Below are 15,581 nucleotides of genomic sequence, written 5' to 3' on the forward strand. Positions count from 1 at the left end.
CGCTCCGGAACCAGGCTTGATCTTTACCGGCCGGAACCGGGACGATCGACCCGATCGACCCGACACGTGCTCTTTAAGAGGTGACAGATGGGGCTGGACAACGTCGCGGTGCACTGGCCGCGGACCGGCCGCTTCTACGATCCGGTCGCGCCGGCCGAGTTCGTCGACTTCGGCGAGATCGTCGACCTGCCGCGCATCTCCGCGCCGACGGCGGCGCTGGCCGAGCTGATCGCGAAGACCGGCACCATCCGGGCGACCGCCTACACCGAGTTGGTGGATCTGCTTCTCGGCCTCGAAGGTGTGTTGTACGCCACAGACGCCGCCGCCGAGGACGAGGACCCGGTGATCGATCCGGACGGCTGCTCCTGGATCGCGAGCGGCATCGAACGGTTCGTGGCCGCGCACCGCGCGACAGGCGAGGCGGTCACCTTCGAGTCGGTGAGCATCGTGCTGCGCTCCCTGCTCGGCGACGGTCGGTTGGCCGAGCAGCAGCTGCGCTGGCTGGAGAGCCGGCTCGACGCGCTGCGCGACGAGAGCGGTGCTCCGCCGCAGTGGAACTTCACCTGCGCGGAGCTGGGCGTGCTGGCCGCGTTCTACAGGCGCTGCGCCGAGCGCGGGTTCGCCGTCTACGCCGACGTCTGAGCCGCCGCGTCACTCTCCGAGGCGCCCGGTCGGTTGGCGGCCGCGATCAGCTGCGTGAGCACCGCGTGCAGGTGTTGCAGGTCCTCGACGGGCAGCCCGAGCCGCTGCACGATCGCGGCCGGGATCAGCTCGGCCTGACTCCGCAGCGCGGCGCCGCTGGCGGTGAGGGTGACGGCGAGGCTGCGCTCGTCGTTCGGGTCGCGTTCCCGGCGCAGGTAGCCGGCCGTCTCCAACCGCTTGAGCAGGGGTGACAGCGTGCCCGGGTCGAGCTGGAGCAGGCGGCTGAGGTCGCGGCCGGACAGCGGCGCGTGCTGCCAGAGCGCCAACATCACCAGGTACTGCGGATGGGTCAGCCCCATCGGCTCCAGCAGCGGCCGGTAGACGGCCACCACGCTGCGCGCTGCCACCGAGAGGGCGAAGCAGACCTGCTGCTCCAGGGCCAGCGGGTCGACGCTGTCAGGTCGTTCGCTCATCGGTTGCCCTCGCTCCGCACGGTGACTATCGTACCGATCATTGGTACACCAACCATTGGTGCCCCAAAGGTCTGCTCGTGCGATGGGCGAGAACCGGCGAGGCGACGCGGGGAAGAGGACGGCAGATGAGCGAGGACGGCGCGATCACCAGGGCCCCGGGCGAGGGCGGTCGACTGATGCGTTGGGCCTTCCGGCACCTCGCCGGCCCGGCCGAGGGTGTCCAGGGCGCGGTGCAGGGCGGCTCGGCCGAGGCCCGCGAGGCGTGGAAGCGTGACCTGGCCGAACGCAAACGCTTCACCCGGGAGCAGCGGGAACGCAAGCGGGCAGCCCGGGCGGCCGACCGGCGCGGCTGAACGGCCCGCTCAGCCGTACGTGTCGCGCGGCCCCCGGCCGCGTACCCGCCGCGGGCCCTTCCCCCAGGAGGGCGCGGCAGGGCCGTGGATGTGCAGCTTGCGCACCACGTTGTGCCCGACCTCGCTGGCGATCTGCTTGAGCAGCGAGCCGGCGAGCAGCCGCAGCTGGGTGGCCCAGGCGGTCGAGCGCGCCTCCACCGTCAGCTCGCCGTTCTCCAACTTCACCGGGCGACTGTTCTGCGCGACCTCCGCGCCGACAACCCGCTCCCAGGCGCCGAACACCGTGGCCTCGGCGGCCGGCTGCTGCCAGCCGCGCGCCTTCACCAGCCGGTTCAGCACGGCGCTGAGCGGCTGCGGATCGCGCGGGTCGGGGCCGGGGCCGGAGTAACCGCGCAACCGCCGTCCCGAGCCGCCGCCGGCAGCATCGCCGCCGCCGGGGGTACGCCGGGCGCGGGCCGCCGCCTGCCGTCGGGACAGCGCCGCGTCGAGCACCGCCCGGGCCAGCTCCGGCCCGCTGGCGGCCGCCGCCGGCTCACCGCCCGCCGATCCCTCCGCCGCCTTCGGGGTACGCGCAGCAGGACCGTCGCCGGCCGCTGGTCGTTTGCTGCCTGGCTCATCCGACACGGCGTACCGTCCCTTCGCCGACCTGGTAGCGGGTGCCGCGCAGGGCGGCCGGCACGTCGTCGTCCACCGCGCAGGTGACCAGCAGCTGGCTCGCCCCGCCGACCAGCTCCGCCAACCGCTCCCGGCGGCCGGTGTCCAACTCCGCGAAGACATCGTCGAGGACCAGCACCGGCTCGATGCCGTCGGCCCGCAACAGGTCGTACCCGGCCAGCCGCAACGCGAGGGCGAACGACCACGACTCGCCGTGGCTGGCGTACCCCTTGGCGGGCAGTGGGCCGAGGCTCAGCGCCAACTCGTCGCGGTGTGGGCCAACCAGGGTGGTGCCCCGCTCGATCTCGGCGGAGCGGGACGCGGCCAGGGCCGCCGTCAGCGCCTCGGCCAGCGCGACCCGATCGGTAGTCGGCTCGACCAACTCGATCGAGGGCCGGTAGGTGATGCTCGCCGCACCCCGACCGGCGGCCACCGCGTCGTACGCCTTGGCCACGTGCGGGGTGAGCGCGGCCACCAGCTCCAGGCGGCCGGCGAGCAGCTCCGCCCCGTGCTGGGCCAGGTGGGTGTCCCAGACCGCGAGGGTGCCGAGGTCGCCACCCCTGGAGCCACCGGTCTTGCGAGCCAGGTAGGCGGTGCGCAGCAGGGCGTTGCGCTGCTTGACGACCCGCTCGTAGTCGGCCCGCACGCCCGCGAACCGGGGCTGCCTGTTGACCAGCAGGTCGTCCAGGTAGCGACGGCGCTCGGCCGGATCGCCCCGGACCAGCTCAAGATCCTCCGGGGCGAACAGCACCAGCCGGAGCGCGCCGAGCACGTCTCTGGCCCGCCGCGCCGGTGAGCGGCCCAGTCGGGCCCTGTTGGCCTTGCCGGGCACGATCTCCAGCTCGACGAGGAGTTCGCGCCCGTCGTGCACCACCGCGCAGCGGATCACCGCGGACGTGGCGCCCATCCGGACCAGAGGCGCATCGGTGGCGACCCGGTGCGAGTCCAGGGTCGCCACGTAGCCCAGCGCCTCGACGAGGTTGGTCTTGCCGACGCCGTTGGCGCCGATCAGGACGTTCGCCCCCGGCTGGAGGTCGACGGCCACCCGCTCGTACGAGCGGAAGTCGACCAGTTCCAGCCGGTGAACGTACACAGGTTGTGGATACCGCTCAGCGCTTGTGGACGGCGTGGCCACCGAACTGCTGACGCAGCGCGGAGACAGCCTTCATGGCGGGCGAGTCGTCCTGCCGCGAGGCGAACCGGGCGAACAACGAAGCGGTGATGACGTTCAGCGGCACCGCAAGCCGGACCGCCTCGTCCACCGTCCACCGGCCCTCGCCGGTGTCCTCCGTGTAGCCGCTCAGATCGGCCAGCTCCGGGTCCTCGTCGAGCGCCCGGTCCAGCAGGTCGAGCAGCCAGGAACGGACGACCGTGCCCTCCCGCCAGGACTTGATGACGCCCGGCACGTTGGTCACCAGCTCCGAGGCGGCCATCAGCTCGTAGCCCTCGGCGTAGGCGTGCATCAGCCCGTACTCGATGCCGTTGTGCACCATCTTCGAGTAGTGGCCGGCACCGACAGGGCCGGCGTGCACGAAGCCGAACTCACCCTCCGGCTTGAGCGCGTTGAAGATCGGCATCAGGCGGTCCACGTGCTCCTGGGCGCCACCGACCATCAGTCCGTAGCCGTTCTGCCGGCCCCAGACGCCGCCGGAGACCCCGACGTCCAGGTAGCCGATGCCCCGCTGGTGGAGCCGCTCCGCGCGGGGCGCGTCGTCGCTGAAGCGCGAGTTGCCGCCGTCGATGATGATGTCGCCCTCGCCGAGCACCTCGGCGAGTTCGTCGATGGTGGCGTCGGTGACACCGGCGGGCACCATCACCCAGACCGCGCGCGGCGACTCAAGCTTCTCTGCCAGGCCCGCGATGGTCGTGACGTCGCTGATCTGCGCGTTGTGGTCGAAGCCGACCACCTCGTGCCCGGCCGAACGCAACCGCTCCCGCATGTTGCCGCCCATACGGCCGAGTCCTACCAGGCCGAGCTGCATGTGTTTCTACCTCCGTGGATCTGGTGTTGCTGGGCGCGATCAGCGCGAGACGCGGATCGGCATGATGAGGTACCGGTACCCCGGAATGACCTCGCCATCCTCGCCAGCGGGAGAGATCACCGCGGGCTTGAAGGCGTCGACGAACGAGAGCACGGCCGTCTGAGCGCCCAGGTTTGCCAGACCGTCGATGAGGTACTGCGGGTTGAAGCCGATGGTCAGTGGCTCACCGGTGAAGGTGGCCTCCATCGCCTCGCTGGCCCGCGCCTCCTCGGAACCGCCGGCCTCGACCACTAGGCCGTCGGCGCTGAAGCTGAGCAGCACCGGGGTGGTCCGTTCGGCGACCAGCGCGACCCGCTTGACCACCTCGATCAGCGTGCTGACCGGCACCCGGGCCGCGGCGTTGTGCGTGGCCGGGAAGAGCGACCGCACCGGCGGGTAGTTGGCGCCGTCGAGCAGCCGGCTGGTGGTACGTCGGGTGCCGCCGGCGAGGCCGACCATGCCCTCGCCAGCAGCGCCCTGGGCGAGGGCGAGCGTGACCTCGCCGCCCAGCGGGCCGAGGGCCTTGGCGGTGTCGTTCAGGGTCCGGGCGGGCACCAGGGCGTTGATGCTCACCTCGGGGTCGTCCGGCCGCCACTGGATCTCGCGCAGCGCCAACCGGTAACGGTCGGTGGCGAGCATCGACAGGGTGTTGCCCGACAGCTCGACGCGGACACCGGTCATCATCGGCAGCGTCTCGTCGCGACCGGCGGCGATGGCCACCTGGGCCACGGCGGTGGCGAACGCCGCGGCGTCGACGGTGCCGGCGCTCTGCGGCATCTCGGGCAGCGCCGGGTAATCCTCCACCGGCATGGTGGGCAGCGTGAACCGGGCACTGCCGCAGACCAATTCGAGATGCGCGCCGACAGCGGCGATGTCGACCGGCTTGGCCGGCAACGCCTTGGTGATCTCGGCGAGCAGGCGGCCGGAGACGAGCGCGGCGCCGTCGGCGTCGCCCTGCACCTCGACGGTCACCTGGCTGGAGACCTCGTAGTCGAACCCAGAGACCCGCAGGTTGCCGTCGGTGACCCGGAGCATCACCCCGGCGAGCACCGGTACGGATGGCCGGTTGGGCAGGCTTTTTGCGGTCCACGCCACAGCCTCGGCGAGCGCGTCGCGCTCCACTCGGAACTTCATCAATGCCTCCGCGTCGACGTCAGCGACAACTCTCTCATGCCGACCGCTGCCTACCGTCCCGCCCGACCGTGCGGGTACCCATCGCACCTTAGGGCGCGGGGACATCGGCTGTGCGCCCGACCCCATGGATCGTGTCGATGCTGACCGGCTGATCCGACAGCGTTCGGCCCGATCCACAGAAAGCCCAACGGTGATGATTGGTTTTTGTTCTCTTAGAAGAGATAACTCATCGTCTTCATCGCACCTGTGCAAACTGTGGAAAACCGAGGTCTGCGCAGGTCAGACAGGTTATCCACCGGTGATTTAGCTGTGGAGAACCGGGGGTACAACCGGCTCGTGTGTCCACAGCCCGCCGACGACGGCCGGTTGTCCACCGTTGTCCACCGGTTGTCCACCGGTAATCCACCGACTTTCTCCCCAAGCCTGTGGATCGCGGGAAAGATCACCATTGCCGTCATCCCCAGAACCTTCAACAGCTCGTGCACAGGTTGATGATGATCGGTGGATAACCTGACGGTCGTCCCCAGGCGTCCACAGCCTCGTACACAGGGTTTCTCCACAGCCTGTGGGTAACTGGCGGAGGACGGACCGTAGTTATCCACCGACGGTGGATAACGAGCTGTGGACAACGAGTGGGGATCGAGGCGGTCACGGCCTCAATGCTGTGGTCTCCACCATGTCGAGAGTCCAGCTGACCGACCCAGAAAGAACGCCCGACCGGATCTCCGGTCGGGCGTGTCCTGCGGCTGCGCGCCGTCGCGAGGGCTGTCGTACGCCTCAGCTGTTCTGCTTGATGCGGTTGGTCAGCTCGGCGATCTGGTTGTAGAGCGAGCGGCGCTCCGCCATCTGCTGACGAATCTTGCGGTCGGCGTGCATCACAGTGGTGTGGTCGCGGCCACCGAACGCCTGCCCGATCCGGGGCAACGACAGCTCGGTCAACTCCCGACACAGGTACATGGCCACCTGGCGGGCGTTGACCAGCACCCGGGACCTGGACTGGCCGCGCAGATCCTCCAGGCTCACCCCGAAGTAGTCAGCGGTCGAGGCCATGATCTGGTCCGCGTTGATCTCCGGACCGGCGCCGTCGGGCATGAAGTCCCGAAGCACCTCCTCGGCCAGCGACAACTCGACTGTCGACCGGGTCAGGCTGGCGAACGCGGTCACCCGGATCAGCGCGCCCTCCAGCTCCCGGATCGAGTTCGACACCCGGGAGGCGATGAACTCCAACACGTCCGGCGGGGCGTACATCCGCTCCTGCGCGGCCTTCTTCTGCAGGATCGCGATCCGGGTCTCCAGATCCGGCGGCTGGATGTCGGCCAGCAGCCCCCACTCGAACCGGGTTCGCATCCGGTCCTCAAGGGTCGCGAGCTGGCGCGGCGACCGGTCAGAGGTGATCACGATCTGCTTGTTGGCGTTGTGCAGCGTGTTGAAGGTGTGGAAGAACTCCTCCTGGGTGCGCTCGCGGTTCTCCAAGAACTGGATGTCGTCGATCAACAGGATGTCGACGTCGCGGTAGCGCCGCTGGAAGGCGCTGGTCTTGTCGTCCCGGAGCGAGTTGATGAAGTCGTTCGTGAATTCCTCGGTCGAGACGTACCGGACCGAGCGGGCGTTGCCGAGCGTGGTGGCGTAGTGCCCGATGGCGTGCAACAGGTGCGTCTTGCCCAACCCGGAGTGCCCGTAGATGAACAGCGGGTTGTACGCCTTGGCCGGCGACTCCGCCACCGCCACGCTCGCCGCGTGGGCGAAGCGGTTGGACGAGCCGATGACGAACGTCTCAAACATGTACTTCGGGTTGAGCCGGTTGCCGCCGGTGTCCGCACCGGGCAACCGGCGGTCGTCGCGGCCACCGGTCCGATGGTCCACGGCGCTGCGACCCGGGCCGCTGTCCGTTCCGCTGTCCCGGGGGAGCGAACGGATCACGTGCTGGTCGCGTGGTGACGCCGAGTCGTCCCGGTAGCGGGGCTCGTAGGGCCGGGTGTCGGGGCCGGGCGGATCCAGGCGGGCGGCCTGCTCGTCGTAACCGCGCCGGTCCGGACCCGGCCGGGAGGGCCGCAGGGGCTCCGCGAAGGCAGCGCTGAACAGCGCCTCCTGCCCGTCCCTGCTGGCCGGAATCAACCCCGCGCGATGCCCCTCCACAGGCGGCGCGAGCGGCGGACCCGCCGGCGCGGGCAGCGGAGAAGGATCAGGGGTACGCGGCGCGGGTGACTGTTCCGCGACCATCGCGTCGGTCGACGGTCGAGCACTCTGGTCGTCGTCGAACGGCGCGATACCCGGGCCGTCGATGTCGAGCTGCCCGGTCTCCGGGGCGCTGCGGTAGACGGTGCCGGCCGGTCGGCCGGTGGCGTCCTCGGCCACCCGAACGGTGACCGCGACCTGAATCGGTCGGCCGAGCCGGCGGGTGAGCGCCTCGGTGATCGCCGGGCGCAGTCGTGACTCGATCACGTCGCGGGTGAACGCGTCCGGAACGGAGAGCAGCGCGGTGTCCTCGACGATCGCTCGCAGCCGGGTCAGTCGGAGATAGGCACGCTGCTGGGCGGAGATGATCTCGTCGGCGAGCTCGTCGGTCGCCGCTAACCACACTGCGGCAAGGTCGGTCGTACCGGCCACCGTCGTGCCACCCCCTCGCTTCTGCTCCCGGCCGCCGCTGTCTGCCAGCCGGCCGTCCCGGGCCCGCTGCGTTCGCGGGTGGAACAACACCCACCCGGACGGTCGACCGGTGGTCATCCACAAGTTATCCACAGCCTGTGTACCGACCGATTGTGGCCGCCGCCGGACGCGGGTGGGACCTGCCCCTGCCTGAACGGGCGCTGAAGCGGGTACACCGTGCCGAACGATTCACTGCCATGTCCGGTCTTGCCTGCGCGACGACCGGAGCTTCCGACGCTCACCGCAATCGGGCACGGTAACAGCGTTGTCCCTGCGCCATCAACCGGCGACGCGGCGGCGCCCTTGTCGGCATCAGCGAAAACCACCCTTCGGCCTCGGGCGCGTCCCGTTGTCCCCCGCTCGGGGTGTTTGACGGTCATTGCCCCCCTGCGTAGGCTGGAACGGCTGCTTTCTCGCCCTCTGCTAGGGTGATGGGTGCTTGCTGTCCGCGGTCGCATCCCCGCAACACCGAGGTCCCGCTCCGCCGGACAGCACCGATCGTGGGCCACCGTCGAGGTGGCCTGGACCACCACACGACCCCGGCGATCCCGTCGCGCGGGGCGCGTACGAAAACGGAGAGCCTGACGTGAGCAAGCGCACCTACCAGCCGAACAACCGCCGGCGCGCGAAGACCCACGGCTTCCGGCTGCGCATGCGCACCCGTGCCGGCCGTGCCATCCTGTCGAGCCGTCGCGCCAAGGGTCGCACCACCCTGTCGGCCTGAGCCGACCGGGCCGGTCCAGGGGACGTGGGCAGTCGTGCTGGCCGCCGCACAGCGACTGCGGCGCAGTACTGACTTCGCCGCAGCGGTTCGCGGTGGCCGACGCGCCGGACGTGGCGCCGTCGTGGTCCACCTGGCCATGCCGGTGACCATCGACCCCGACACACCGACCTTGCCGGAGCCGGTACGGGACAACAGTGCGGAGCAGTCGTCCGTGCCGTCCCGTGCCGGCTTCGTCGTGTCCAAGGCGGTCGGCAACGCGGTGACCCGTAACCGGGTCCGGCGCCGACTACGGGCGCTGGTCCGGGAACGGTTGGCCGACCTGCCCGCCGGCAGCACCCTGGTCGTCCGGGCGCTCCCCGCCGCGGCGCAGGCGTCGTACCCTCGGCTCGCCACCGACCTGGACGCCGCCATCGCTGTCGCCCGGTCGCCGCGCGAACGGCGGTCCCGATGAGCGGCGCCGAGCAGAGCAGCCCTCGGCCGTCGACAACCGGTGCCAAGGTGCTGATCGCGCCCATCATCGCGTACCGTCGGTGGATAAGTCCGGCACTGCCGGCTCGCTGTCGGTTCTACCCGTCGTGCAGTGCGTACGCCCAGGAGGCTGTCGTTCGGCACGGCGCGCTCCGGGGAGCCGTGCTGGCGGCCCGACGGTTGTTGCGCTGCCACCCCTTTCACCCTGGTGGATATGACCCGGTGCCGGAGCCGGGCGACCGCCGCCGTGCTGATGTGACTGGAGCCCCGAATTGAGTCTGAGTCTCGACTGGATCTACTACGCGATTTCGTGGATCCTGCTGACCTGGCACTCTGCCTGGGACGCCATCGGGGTGCCCGTCGGTGCGGTGATCGGCACCAACTTCGCCTGGATCCTGTCCATCATCTTCCTGGTGGTCACCGTCCGGGTGATCCTGTTCCCGGTCTTCGTCAAGCAGATCAAGTCGCAGCGGGCGATGCAGGCGCTCCAGCCCAAGGTCAAGGAGCTTCAGGAGAAGCACAAGGGTGACCGGGAGACGCTCCAGAAAGAAATGATGGAGCTCTACAAGAAGGAGAAGGCCAACCCGCTGATGGGTTGCCTTCCGATGTTCCTTCAGATCCCGGTCTTCCTGGGCCTCTTCCACGTGCTGCGCCGGCTGGACCCGGACAAGCAGAACAAGACCCTCTACGGCTGGACCGTCGACCAGTTCCAGAGCGCCTCGCAGGCGAAGCTCTTCACCGCCCCGATCGCCGGCAAGTTCGGCTCCACCGCCGACGAGCTGGCCAGCCTCGGCGCCAACGGCAGCACCGTGAAGATCATTGCTGGTGTCCTGGTCCTGGTCATGATCGCCACCACCTACCTGACCAGCCGTCAGATGATCCTCAAGACCGGCTGGGCCGAGGACCCGCAGCAGCGGATGATCCAGCGACTGATGCTCTACGGCATCCCCGCGTCACTGCTGATCTCCGGCGCGATCTTCCCGATCGGCGTCATCATCTACTGGGTCACCAACAACCTCTTCACCCTCGGCCAGCAGCAGTGGGTGCTGCGGAAGTTCCCGCCGCCGGTGACCGCCAAGAAGGCCGTCGCGCCCGCTGCCAGCCGCAACCCGGTGCAGCCCGCCAAGTCCGGTGGCCTGTTCGGTCGCGGCAAGGCCGCCCCGGCGGCGCCGGTCAAGGCGGCCGCGCCCAAGGTGGCCGGGCCGAAGCCGGGCGCCAAGCCGGCGAACAACCCGAAGAAGAGCCGCCCCGCCAAGCGGCAGGGCTGACCTACGAGGGCCGCCGCCGGATCACCGGCGGCGGCCCGTTCCGCACCGCGCAGCCGCCGTACGGCCGGCGCCGGGCGGAACCGACCGCGCACCGCGCGGCCACGGGCGACACTGCCCGTACAGACGTGCCCGTGGGCACCGGCAACCTCCAGCCGGCCCCGGGAAACCAGTCGGACCCGACGGTCCGGCCGAGCGAGTACGGAGATGAGACCGTGACCGAGACCAGCATCCCCCGCGCCGAGCAGTCCCTGGACGAGGAGGAGACCGCCACGCTCGCGGTGGACGGCGACGACACCGAAGCCGATGACACCGAGGCGGACGACGACACCGACACCGCCGCTGGCACCCGGGTGAAGAAGGCTGTGGGCGAGGGCGACCTGTTCCGGCAGAGCGAGATCGCCGCCGACTACGTCGAGGGCCTGCTCGACATCCTCGACTACGACGGCGACATCGACGAACTGGTTGCCGCCGGCCGTCCGATGGTCGAGGTGGTCGGCGAGCGGCTGCAGAATCTGGTCGGTCAGCGCGGGGCCACCCTGGAGGCACTCCAGGAACTGACCCGCCTCGCCGTCTTCCGGCAGACCGGTACGCCGAGCCGTCTGCTGCTCGACGTCGGTGGCTACCGGGCGAACCGCCGCAAGGAACTCGCCGCGGTCGCCAAGAACGCCGTCGAGAAGGTCAAGGAGTACGGCGAGCCGGTCCGCCTGGAGGCGATGTCCGCGTTCGAGCGCAAGTGCGTGCACGACGTCGTCAACGCCATGTCCGGTGTGGCGAGCGAGTCCGAGGGTGTGGAGCCGAACCGGCGCATCGTCGTACGGCCGGCGGACTGACCGGGTGACCCACGACGACATCACGGCCGATGCCGTGTCCGGCCCGGGCGGTACGCCGCCCGGGCCGTCCGCTGTCCGCCCCGCAACCGTCGACGCAGATGCCGAATCGGCCGGGCGTGACACCGCACCGTCACCGGCTGACGCGGCGTTGCCGCCCGAGCTGGCCCCGGCCGCGCTGACCCTCTTCGGCGACCGTCTCGACCTGGCCGCCGCGTACGCCGAACTGCTCGCCACCGACGGGGTGGTCCGCGGCCTGATCGGCCCCCGCGAGGCACCCCGTATCTGGGACCGGCACCTGCTCAACTGTGCTGCTGTCGCGGAGCGGATCCCGTCCGGAGCGACAGTGCTCGACGTCGGCTCCGGCGCTGGTCTGCCGGGCCTCGTCCTGGCCATCGCCCGCCCCGACCTCACTGTCACACTGATCGAGCCGCTGGCCCGGAGGACGTCGTTCCTGATCGAGGTCGTCGAGCGACTCGGTCTGGCCAGGTCGGTGCGGGTGTTCCGCGGCCGGGCCGACGAGGCGGCCAGCGGGTCGAGCGGCCGGGAGCCGATCAGCGGAGACGTGGTGACCGCGCGCGCGGTGGCGCCCCTGGATCGGCTCGCGGGCTGGAGCCTTCCACTGGCGGTTCGCGGTGGTCGGCTGCTGGCACTCAAGGGCTCATCCGCCGCAGCCGAGATCGAGGAACACGCCGAAGTGGTGGCGCGACTCGGCGGCGGGGAGCCGGCCGTGCAGCTCTGCGGCGTCGGGGTGATCGATCCGTCCACCACTGTCGTGGAGATCGTGCGCGAGCGGATGGTCGGCCCGGCTCGCCCGGCGGCCAAGAAGCGCGCCCGGGGCGGACGCTCCCGCCGAGGCTGACACTTCGCGCCATCGGGCTTCCGGCCGGCGGGTTGCCTCGTTGTACCTGTACGGATGGACGAGGGGATGAGAACCCGACGTGGACCGGCCGCGCCCGTCCGCCGTAGGCTGACCGCGCGTCGATAGTGTGGAGCGGGTGACGGACGTCGCGGGTCTCCGACCGCTCCCGCGGGCCGTACGCTCCGGGATGCGGGCGAGGATGCGGCCAAGTTGACCGGGGCGCGGACCGACCATCCGAAGCGGGCAGGGATGACAGGTGCATGACGACGGCAGGTACGACGATCCACGCGTGACCGGGTCGACCAGCGATCCCGTTTCACGTGAAACCGACTACCCGAGCTGGTCGCCCGGCGCGACCGGGCCATCGACCCGATCTACCGACGGCGATCCGCCGGCAGCGCTCGACCCGCCGTCGGGCGCCGGGCATCCGGAGGTCTCGGCTATGCCGAAGCCGCCGGGTGGTCGTCGGACGCCGGAGGTGTCGAGTCGACCGGTGAACGCCGCCGAAGTGCGGTCGACCTCGGGTCGCCGCAACACCGCCGCGGCGGTTCGCTTCGAGCCGGCCGTCCCACACCAACCCACTGCGGCGGTTGTCCGGGACGCCGCGCCGGTCGCTTCGACCGAGTCGTTGGCCGCCGTGGCGGCCGATCCCACGTACGTTTCACGTGAAACCCCGACGCGCGAAGAGGATGACCCACCGTTGGCTATGGAGGCGATGCGCGCCGTGCAGATCCTGAATCCCAGTGGCGAGGTGACAATGCCTCGGCCGGACCGGACCCGGGTCATGTGCGTCGCCAACCAGAAGGGCGGCGTGGGTAAGACCACCACCACCGTCAACCTTGCGGTGGCGCTCGCCCTGCACGGCAACCGGGTGCTCGTGGTCGACCTCGACCCGCAGGGCAACGCCTCGACCGGGCTCAACGTCCCACACCACACCGGAATCCCCGACGTGTACGACTGCCTGATCAACAGCGTGCCGCTGGCCGAGGTGGCACAGGCGGTCGATGGGATCCCCAACCTCTGGTGCGTACCCGCGACCATCGACCTGGCCGGCGCGGAGATCGAGCTGGTGTCGGTGGTGGCCCGGGAGTCGCGCCTGGACCGGGCGATCGCCGCCTACCCGGGCGAGTTCGACTACGTCTTCATCGACTGCCCGCCCTCGCTCGGCCTGCTCACCGTCAACGCCCTGGTTGCCGCTCAGGAGGTGCTGATCCCGATTCAGTGCGAGTACTACGCGCTGGAGGGGCTCAACCAGCTGATCAACAACATCAACCTGGTACGCCAGCACCTCAACCCGAAGCTCGATGTCTCCACCATCCTGCTGACCATGTACGACCGTCGTACCCGGTTGGCCGACGCCGTCGAGCAGGACGTCCGGAACCACTTCGGCGACAAGGTTCTCCAGGCGGTCATCCCCCGCAACGTCCGGGTCTCCGAGGCGCCGAGTTACGGCCAGTCGGTGATGACCTACGATCCCGGTTCGCGGGGTGCCACGAGTTACTTCGAGGCCGCTCAGGAGATCGCCGAGCGCGGCGTCAAGGAGCCGGTGGGCCGGAATGCGTAGTGCGGACGAGTCGCTGGGAGGCGTGGCATGAAGAACCGTCCTCGGGGCGGTCTGGGTAGGGGCCTGGGGGCGCTGATCCCAACCGGGCCGGCGCCGGATGCCGCTGGCACCGCGGCGGCCGAGCCGGAGAACCAGCATCTGGACGACGCGGGTACCGTCGCCGTCGCCGCGGTGCCGGCGGGAGCGCCTGTCCACGATCCGGAGCCCGTGCTGAGCCCGGTGCCCGGTGCTCGATTCGCCGAGATCTCGGTCGACGCGATCATGCCCAACCCGAAGCAGCCCCGCCAGGTCTTCGACGAGGAGGCGCTGGAGGAGCTGAAGACCTCGATCCAGGAGGTCGGCTTCCTCCAGCCCATCGTCGTCCGACAGCTCGACGACGAGAAGTACGAACTGGTGATGGGCGAGCGGCGCTGGCGGGCCGCCCAGGCGGTGGGGCGGGAGAGCATCCCGGCGATCGTCCGGGACACCCGTGACGACGCGATGCTCCGCGACGCCCTGCTCGAGAACATCCACCGGGCGAACCTGAACCCGCTGGAAGAGGCCGCCGCCTACCAGCAACTGTTGGAGGAGTTCGGGGCCACCCACGAGGAGTTGGCCCGCCGGATCGGCCGGAGTCGCCCGCAGATCTCCAACACGATCCGACTGCTGAACCTGCCCGCACAGGTGCAGCGCCGGGTTGCCGCCGGCATCCTGTCGGCGGGGCACGCCCGCGCCCTGCTGAGCCTCGACGAGGCGGAGGCGCAGGAACAGTTGGCTCTGCGGATCGTGGCCGAGGGACTGTCGGTTCGGGCGACCGAGGAGATCGTCGCCCTGGCGCTCAACGACGGCCCGGCGAAGGGTCAGGCCGCGAAGCGGCGACCCAAGGCGCACGCGCCGGCCCTGACCGATCTCGCCGATCGGCTGTCCGACCGATTCGACACCCGGGTCAAGGTGGACATCGGTCGGAGCAAGGGCAAGATCACGATTGAGTTCGCGACGGTGGACGACCTTGAGCGGATCGTCGGGATCATCGGAGTGCAACAGGAGGAGAGCGGGGAGGACTGACCCGGCCCGCTCGCCTACGGCCGCGCTACCCCATCGGGAGCGCGGCCGTTCTGCATCCCGGATCTCATCGCGGTTTCACGTGAAACAGGCGGCGGCCCTGAGTCCGAGATCGGCATGCCCCGTGGACCGTCGTCAGCATCGGCTCGCCCAGCCAGTCAGCCGACCCCGGGGTCCCGCTCTGACAGCAGGAGAAGTCGGGTGAGGGCGGTGGGGCGGAAAGTTCGGTCGGTCGCGCTGGCCGCACGTCGACAGCACAATCCGCTCGCGGCCTCGCGGCGAGGGCGGCGCGCGGCGAGGGCGGCGCGCGGCGAGGGCGGCGCGCGGCGAGGGCGGCGCGCGGCGAGGGCGTGGCGATGGAGTCGCCTTGGGCATGGCCGGGCGCGGTGAGCGGCGAGCCCTGCGTCGCGAGCGGGTGGTGGAGGAGCGGACTCAGCGGCGGGCGGCGGACGCGGCGGCTGACGATTGGCTGCGGCCGCTGGGGTGAGTGCGAGCGTTGAAAGGAACGGACCCTCTACGCGCGCCGCAGAAGGCTCCGGGATGGTCCACCCGGCCCGCAACCACCCTGGCGCCGGTCAAAGTGCCAGCGGACCGCTGAGTGGCGCGAAAAGTCGTCTCCGTGGCCAGCCCGCGGATGGGTTGAGGGCCTGGAGGGTGGTCAGCCCGCGGAGACGCCGCACAGCGACCTTGACGGGAGTCCGCCGGTCCAGGAACCGCCAGACGGCCAGACCGCACGACCGCACGACCGCACCACCGCCAGACCGCCAGAGGGCCAGACCGCCGGACCGCACCACCGCCAGACCGCCAGAGGGCCAGACCGCCGGACCGCACCACCGCCGGACCGCACCACCGCCGGACCGCACCACCGCCAGACCGCCAGACCGCCAGACCCCACGACCGCCAG

16 protein-coding genes are annotated in these 15,581 nt (G+C 70.4%); 10 read left to right on the forward strand and 6 right to left on the reverse strand.

The genetic code is table 11. From position 1 onward, the window contains the following. Positions 1 to 87 precede the first annotated feature (87 nt). Complete coding sequence (locus tag AB0B94_RS04015; RefSeq protein ID WP_238669641.1) at positions 88 to 642, forward strand: hypothetical protein; 555 nt, start codon at positions 88 to 90, stop codon at positions 640 to 642. On the opposite strand, the gene AB0B94_RS04020 is transcribed toward AB0B94_RS04015, so the two are convergent. Further along, positions 627 to 1,115, reverse strand: coding sequence for a MarR family transcriptional regulator (locus AB0B94_RS04020; RefSeq protein WP_357268035.1), 489 nt, complete (start codon positions 1,113 to 1,115; stop codon positions 627 to 629). The genes AB0B94_RS04015 and AB0B94_RS04020 overlap by 16 nt on opposite strands. Before the next feature lie 125 nt (positions 1,116 to 1,240). On the opposite strand from AB0B94_RS04020, the gene AB0B94_RS04025 reads away from it, so the two are divergent. Further along, the gene (locus AB0B94_RS04025) at positions 1,241 to 1,468 is read left to right on the forward strand and encodes a hypothetical protein (RefSeq protein ID WP_238677495.1); all 228 of its coding nucleotides are present in this window, start codon (positions 1,241 to 1,243) and stop codon (positions 1,466 to 1,468) included. Between the two features lie 9 nt (positions 1,469 to 1,477). Here AB0B94_RS04025 and AB0B94_RS04030 read toward each other — a convergent pair whose 3' ends face one another. The 5 genes from AB0B94_RS04030 to dnaA all read right to left on the reverse strand — a co-directional run bounded on the left by AB0B94_RS04030 (position 1,478) and on the right by dnaA (position 7,884). Beyond that, on the reverse strand, positions 1,478 to 2,092 hold the full coding sequence (locus AB0B94_RS04030; RefSeq protein ID WP_357268038.1) for a DciA family protein: 615 nt from the start codon (positions 2,090 to 2,092) through the stop codon (positions 1,478 to 1,480). Beyond that, positions 2,082 to 3,215 (reverse strand): DNA replication/repair protein RecF, encoded by a 1,134-nt coding sequence (recF, locus tag AB0B94_RS04035; protein ID WP_357268040.1) that lies wholly within the window; start codon positions 3,213 to 3,215, stop codon positions 2,082 to 2,084. Before recF ends, AB0B94_RS04030 begins: the two co-directional genes overlap by 11 nt. Positions 3,216 to 3,231: 16 nt before the next feature. Further along, positions 3,232 to 4,104: a phosphogluconate dehydrogenase (NAD(+)-dependent, decarboxylating) gene (gnd, locus tag AB0B94_RS04040; RefSeq protein ID WP_238669636.1), complete on the reverse strand. Its 873-nt coding sequence runs from the start codon at positions 4,102 to 4,104 to the stop codon at positions 3,232 to 3,234. A 39-nt stretch (positions 4,105 to 4,143) separates the two neighbouring features. Continuing rightward, the gene (dnaN, locus tag AB0B94_RS04045; protein ID WP_238669635.1) at positions 4,144 to 5,277 is read right to left on the reverse strand and encodes a DNA polymerase III subunit beta; all 1,134 of its coding nucleotides are present in this window, start codon (positions 5,275 to 5,277) and stop codon (positions 4,144 to 4,146) included. A 777-nt stretch (positions 5,278 to 6,054) separates the two neighbouring features. Next, complete coding sequence (gene dnaA / locus AB0B94_RS04050; protein WP_357268427.1) at positions 6,055 to 7,884, reverse strand: chromosomal replication initiator protein DnaA; 1,830 nt, start codon at positions 7,882 to 7,884, stop codon at positions 6,055 to 6,057. Positions 7,885 to 8,509: 625 nt separating this feature from the next. On the opposite strand from dnaA, the gene rpmH reads away from it, so the two are divergent. The 8 genes from rpmH to AB0B94_RS04090 all read left to right on the forward strand — a co-directional run bounded on the left by rpmH (position 8,510) and on the right by AB0B94_RS04090 (position 14,680). Then, the gene (rpmH, locus tag AB0B94_RS04055) at positions 8,510 to 8,647 is read left to right on the forward strand and encodes a 50S ribosomal protein L34 (RefSeq protein ID WP_007453904.1); all 138 of its coding nucleotides are present in this window, start codon (positions 8,510 to 8,512) and stop codon (positions 8,645 to 8,647) included. 34 nt (positions 8,648 to 8,681) lie between these two features. Next, on the forward strand, positions 8,682 to 9,098 hold the full coding sequence (gene rnpA / locus AB0B94_RS04060; protein WP_357268043.1) for a ribonuclease P protein component: 417 nt from the start codon (positions 8,682 to 8,684) through the stop codon (positions 9,096 to 9,098). Beyond that, complete coding sequence (gene yidD, locus AB0B94_RS04065) at positions 9,095 to 9,391, forward strand: membrane protein insertion efficiency factor YidD (protein WP_238669633.1); 297 nt, start codon at positions 9,095 to 9,097, stop codon at positions 9,389 to 9,391. Before rnpA ends, yidD begins: the two co-directional genes overlap by 4 nt. Positions 9,392 to 9,393: 2 nt before the next feature. Continuing rightward, positions 9,394 to 10,383: a membrane protein insertase YidC gene (gene yidC, locus AB0B94_RS04070; protein WP_238669756.1), complete on the forward strand. Its 990-nt coding sequence runs from the start codon at positions 9,394 to 9,396 to the stop codon at positions 10,381 to 10,383. A gap of 212 nt (positions 10,384 to 10,595) precedes the next feature. Beyond that, on the forward strand, positions 10,596 to 11,213 hold the full coding sequence (locus AB0B94_RS04075) for a R3H domain-containing nucleic acid-binding protein (protein ID WP_091397533.1): 618 nt from the start codon (positions 10,596 to 10,598) through the stop codon (positions 11,211 to 11,213). Positions 11,214 to 11,361: 148 nt separating this feature from the next. Beyond that, positions 11,362 to 12,072, forward strand: a complete 711-nt coding sequence (gene rsmG, locus AB0B94_RS04080; RefSeq protein ID WP_357268429.1) for a 16S rRNA (guanine(527)-N(7))-methyltransferase RsmG — start codon at positions 11,362 to 11,364, stop codon at positions 12,070 to 12,072. Between the two features lie 256 nt (positions 12,073 to 12,328). Next, positions 12,329 to 13,636: an AAA family ATPase gene (locus tag AB0B94_RS04085; protein WP_357268045.1), complete on the forward strand. Its 1,308-nt coding sequence runs from the start codon at positions 12,329 to 12,331 to the stop codon at positions 13,634 to 13,636. Positions 13,637 to 13,663: 27 nt separating this feature from the next. Next, positions 13,664 to 14,680, forward strand: a complete 1,017-nt coding sequence (locus AB0B94_RS04090) for a ParB/RepB/Spo0J family partition protein (RefSeq protein WP_357268048.1) — start codon at positions 13,664 to 13,666, stop codon at positions 14,678 to 14,680. Positions 14,681 to 15,581 lie beyond the last annotated feature (901 nt).

Origin of the sequence: Micromonospora sp. NPDC048986 (assembly GCF_040649335.1) — a bacterium.
GTDB lineage: Bacteria > Actinomycetota > Actinomycetes > Mycobacteriales > Micromonosporaceae > Micromonospora > Micromonospora alfalfae.

Bases quoted from the DNA above. Each gene is read 5' to 3' on its own strand.
- AB0B94_RS04090 (WP_357268048.1), top strand. From the start codon at position 13,664: ATGAAGAACCGTCCTCGGGGCGGTCTGGGTAGGGGCCTGGGGGCGCTG.
- dnaN (WP_238669635.1), bottom strand. From the start codon at position 5,277: ATGAAGTTCCGAGTGGAGCGCGACGCGCTCGCCGAGGCTGTGGCGTGG.
- yidD (WP_238669633.1), top strand. From the start codon at position 9,095: ATGAGCGGCGCCGAGCAGAGCAGCCCTCGGCCGTCGACAACCGGTGCC.
- AB0B94_RS04025 (WP_238677495.1), top strand. From the start codon at position 1,241: ATGAGCGAGGACGGCGCGATCACCAGGGCCCCGGGCGAGGGCGGTCGA.
- AB0B94_RS04015 (WP_238669641.1), top strand. From the start codon at position 88: ATGGGGCTGGACAACGTCGCGGTGCACTGGCCGCGGACCGGCCGCTTC.
- gnd (WP_238669636.1), bottom strand. From the start codon at position 4,104: ATGCAGCTCGGCCTGGTAGGACTCGGCCGTATGGGCGGCAACATGCGG.
- AB0B94_RS04020 (WP_357268035.1), bottom strand. From the start codon at position 1,115: ATGAGCGAACGACCTGACAGCGTCGACCCGCTGGCCCTGGAGCAGCAG.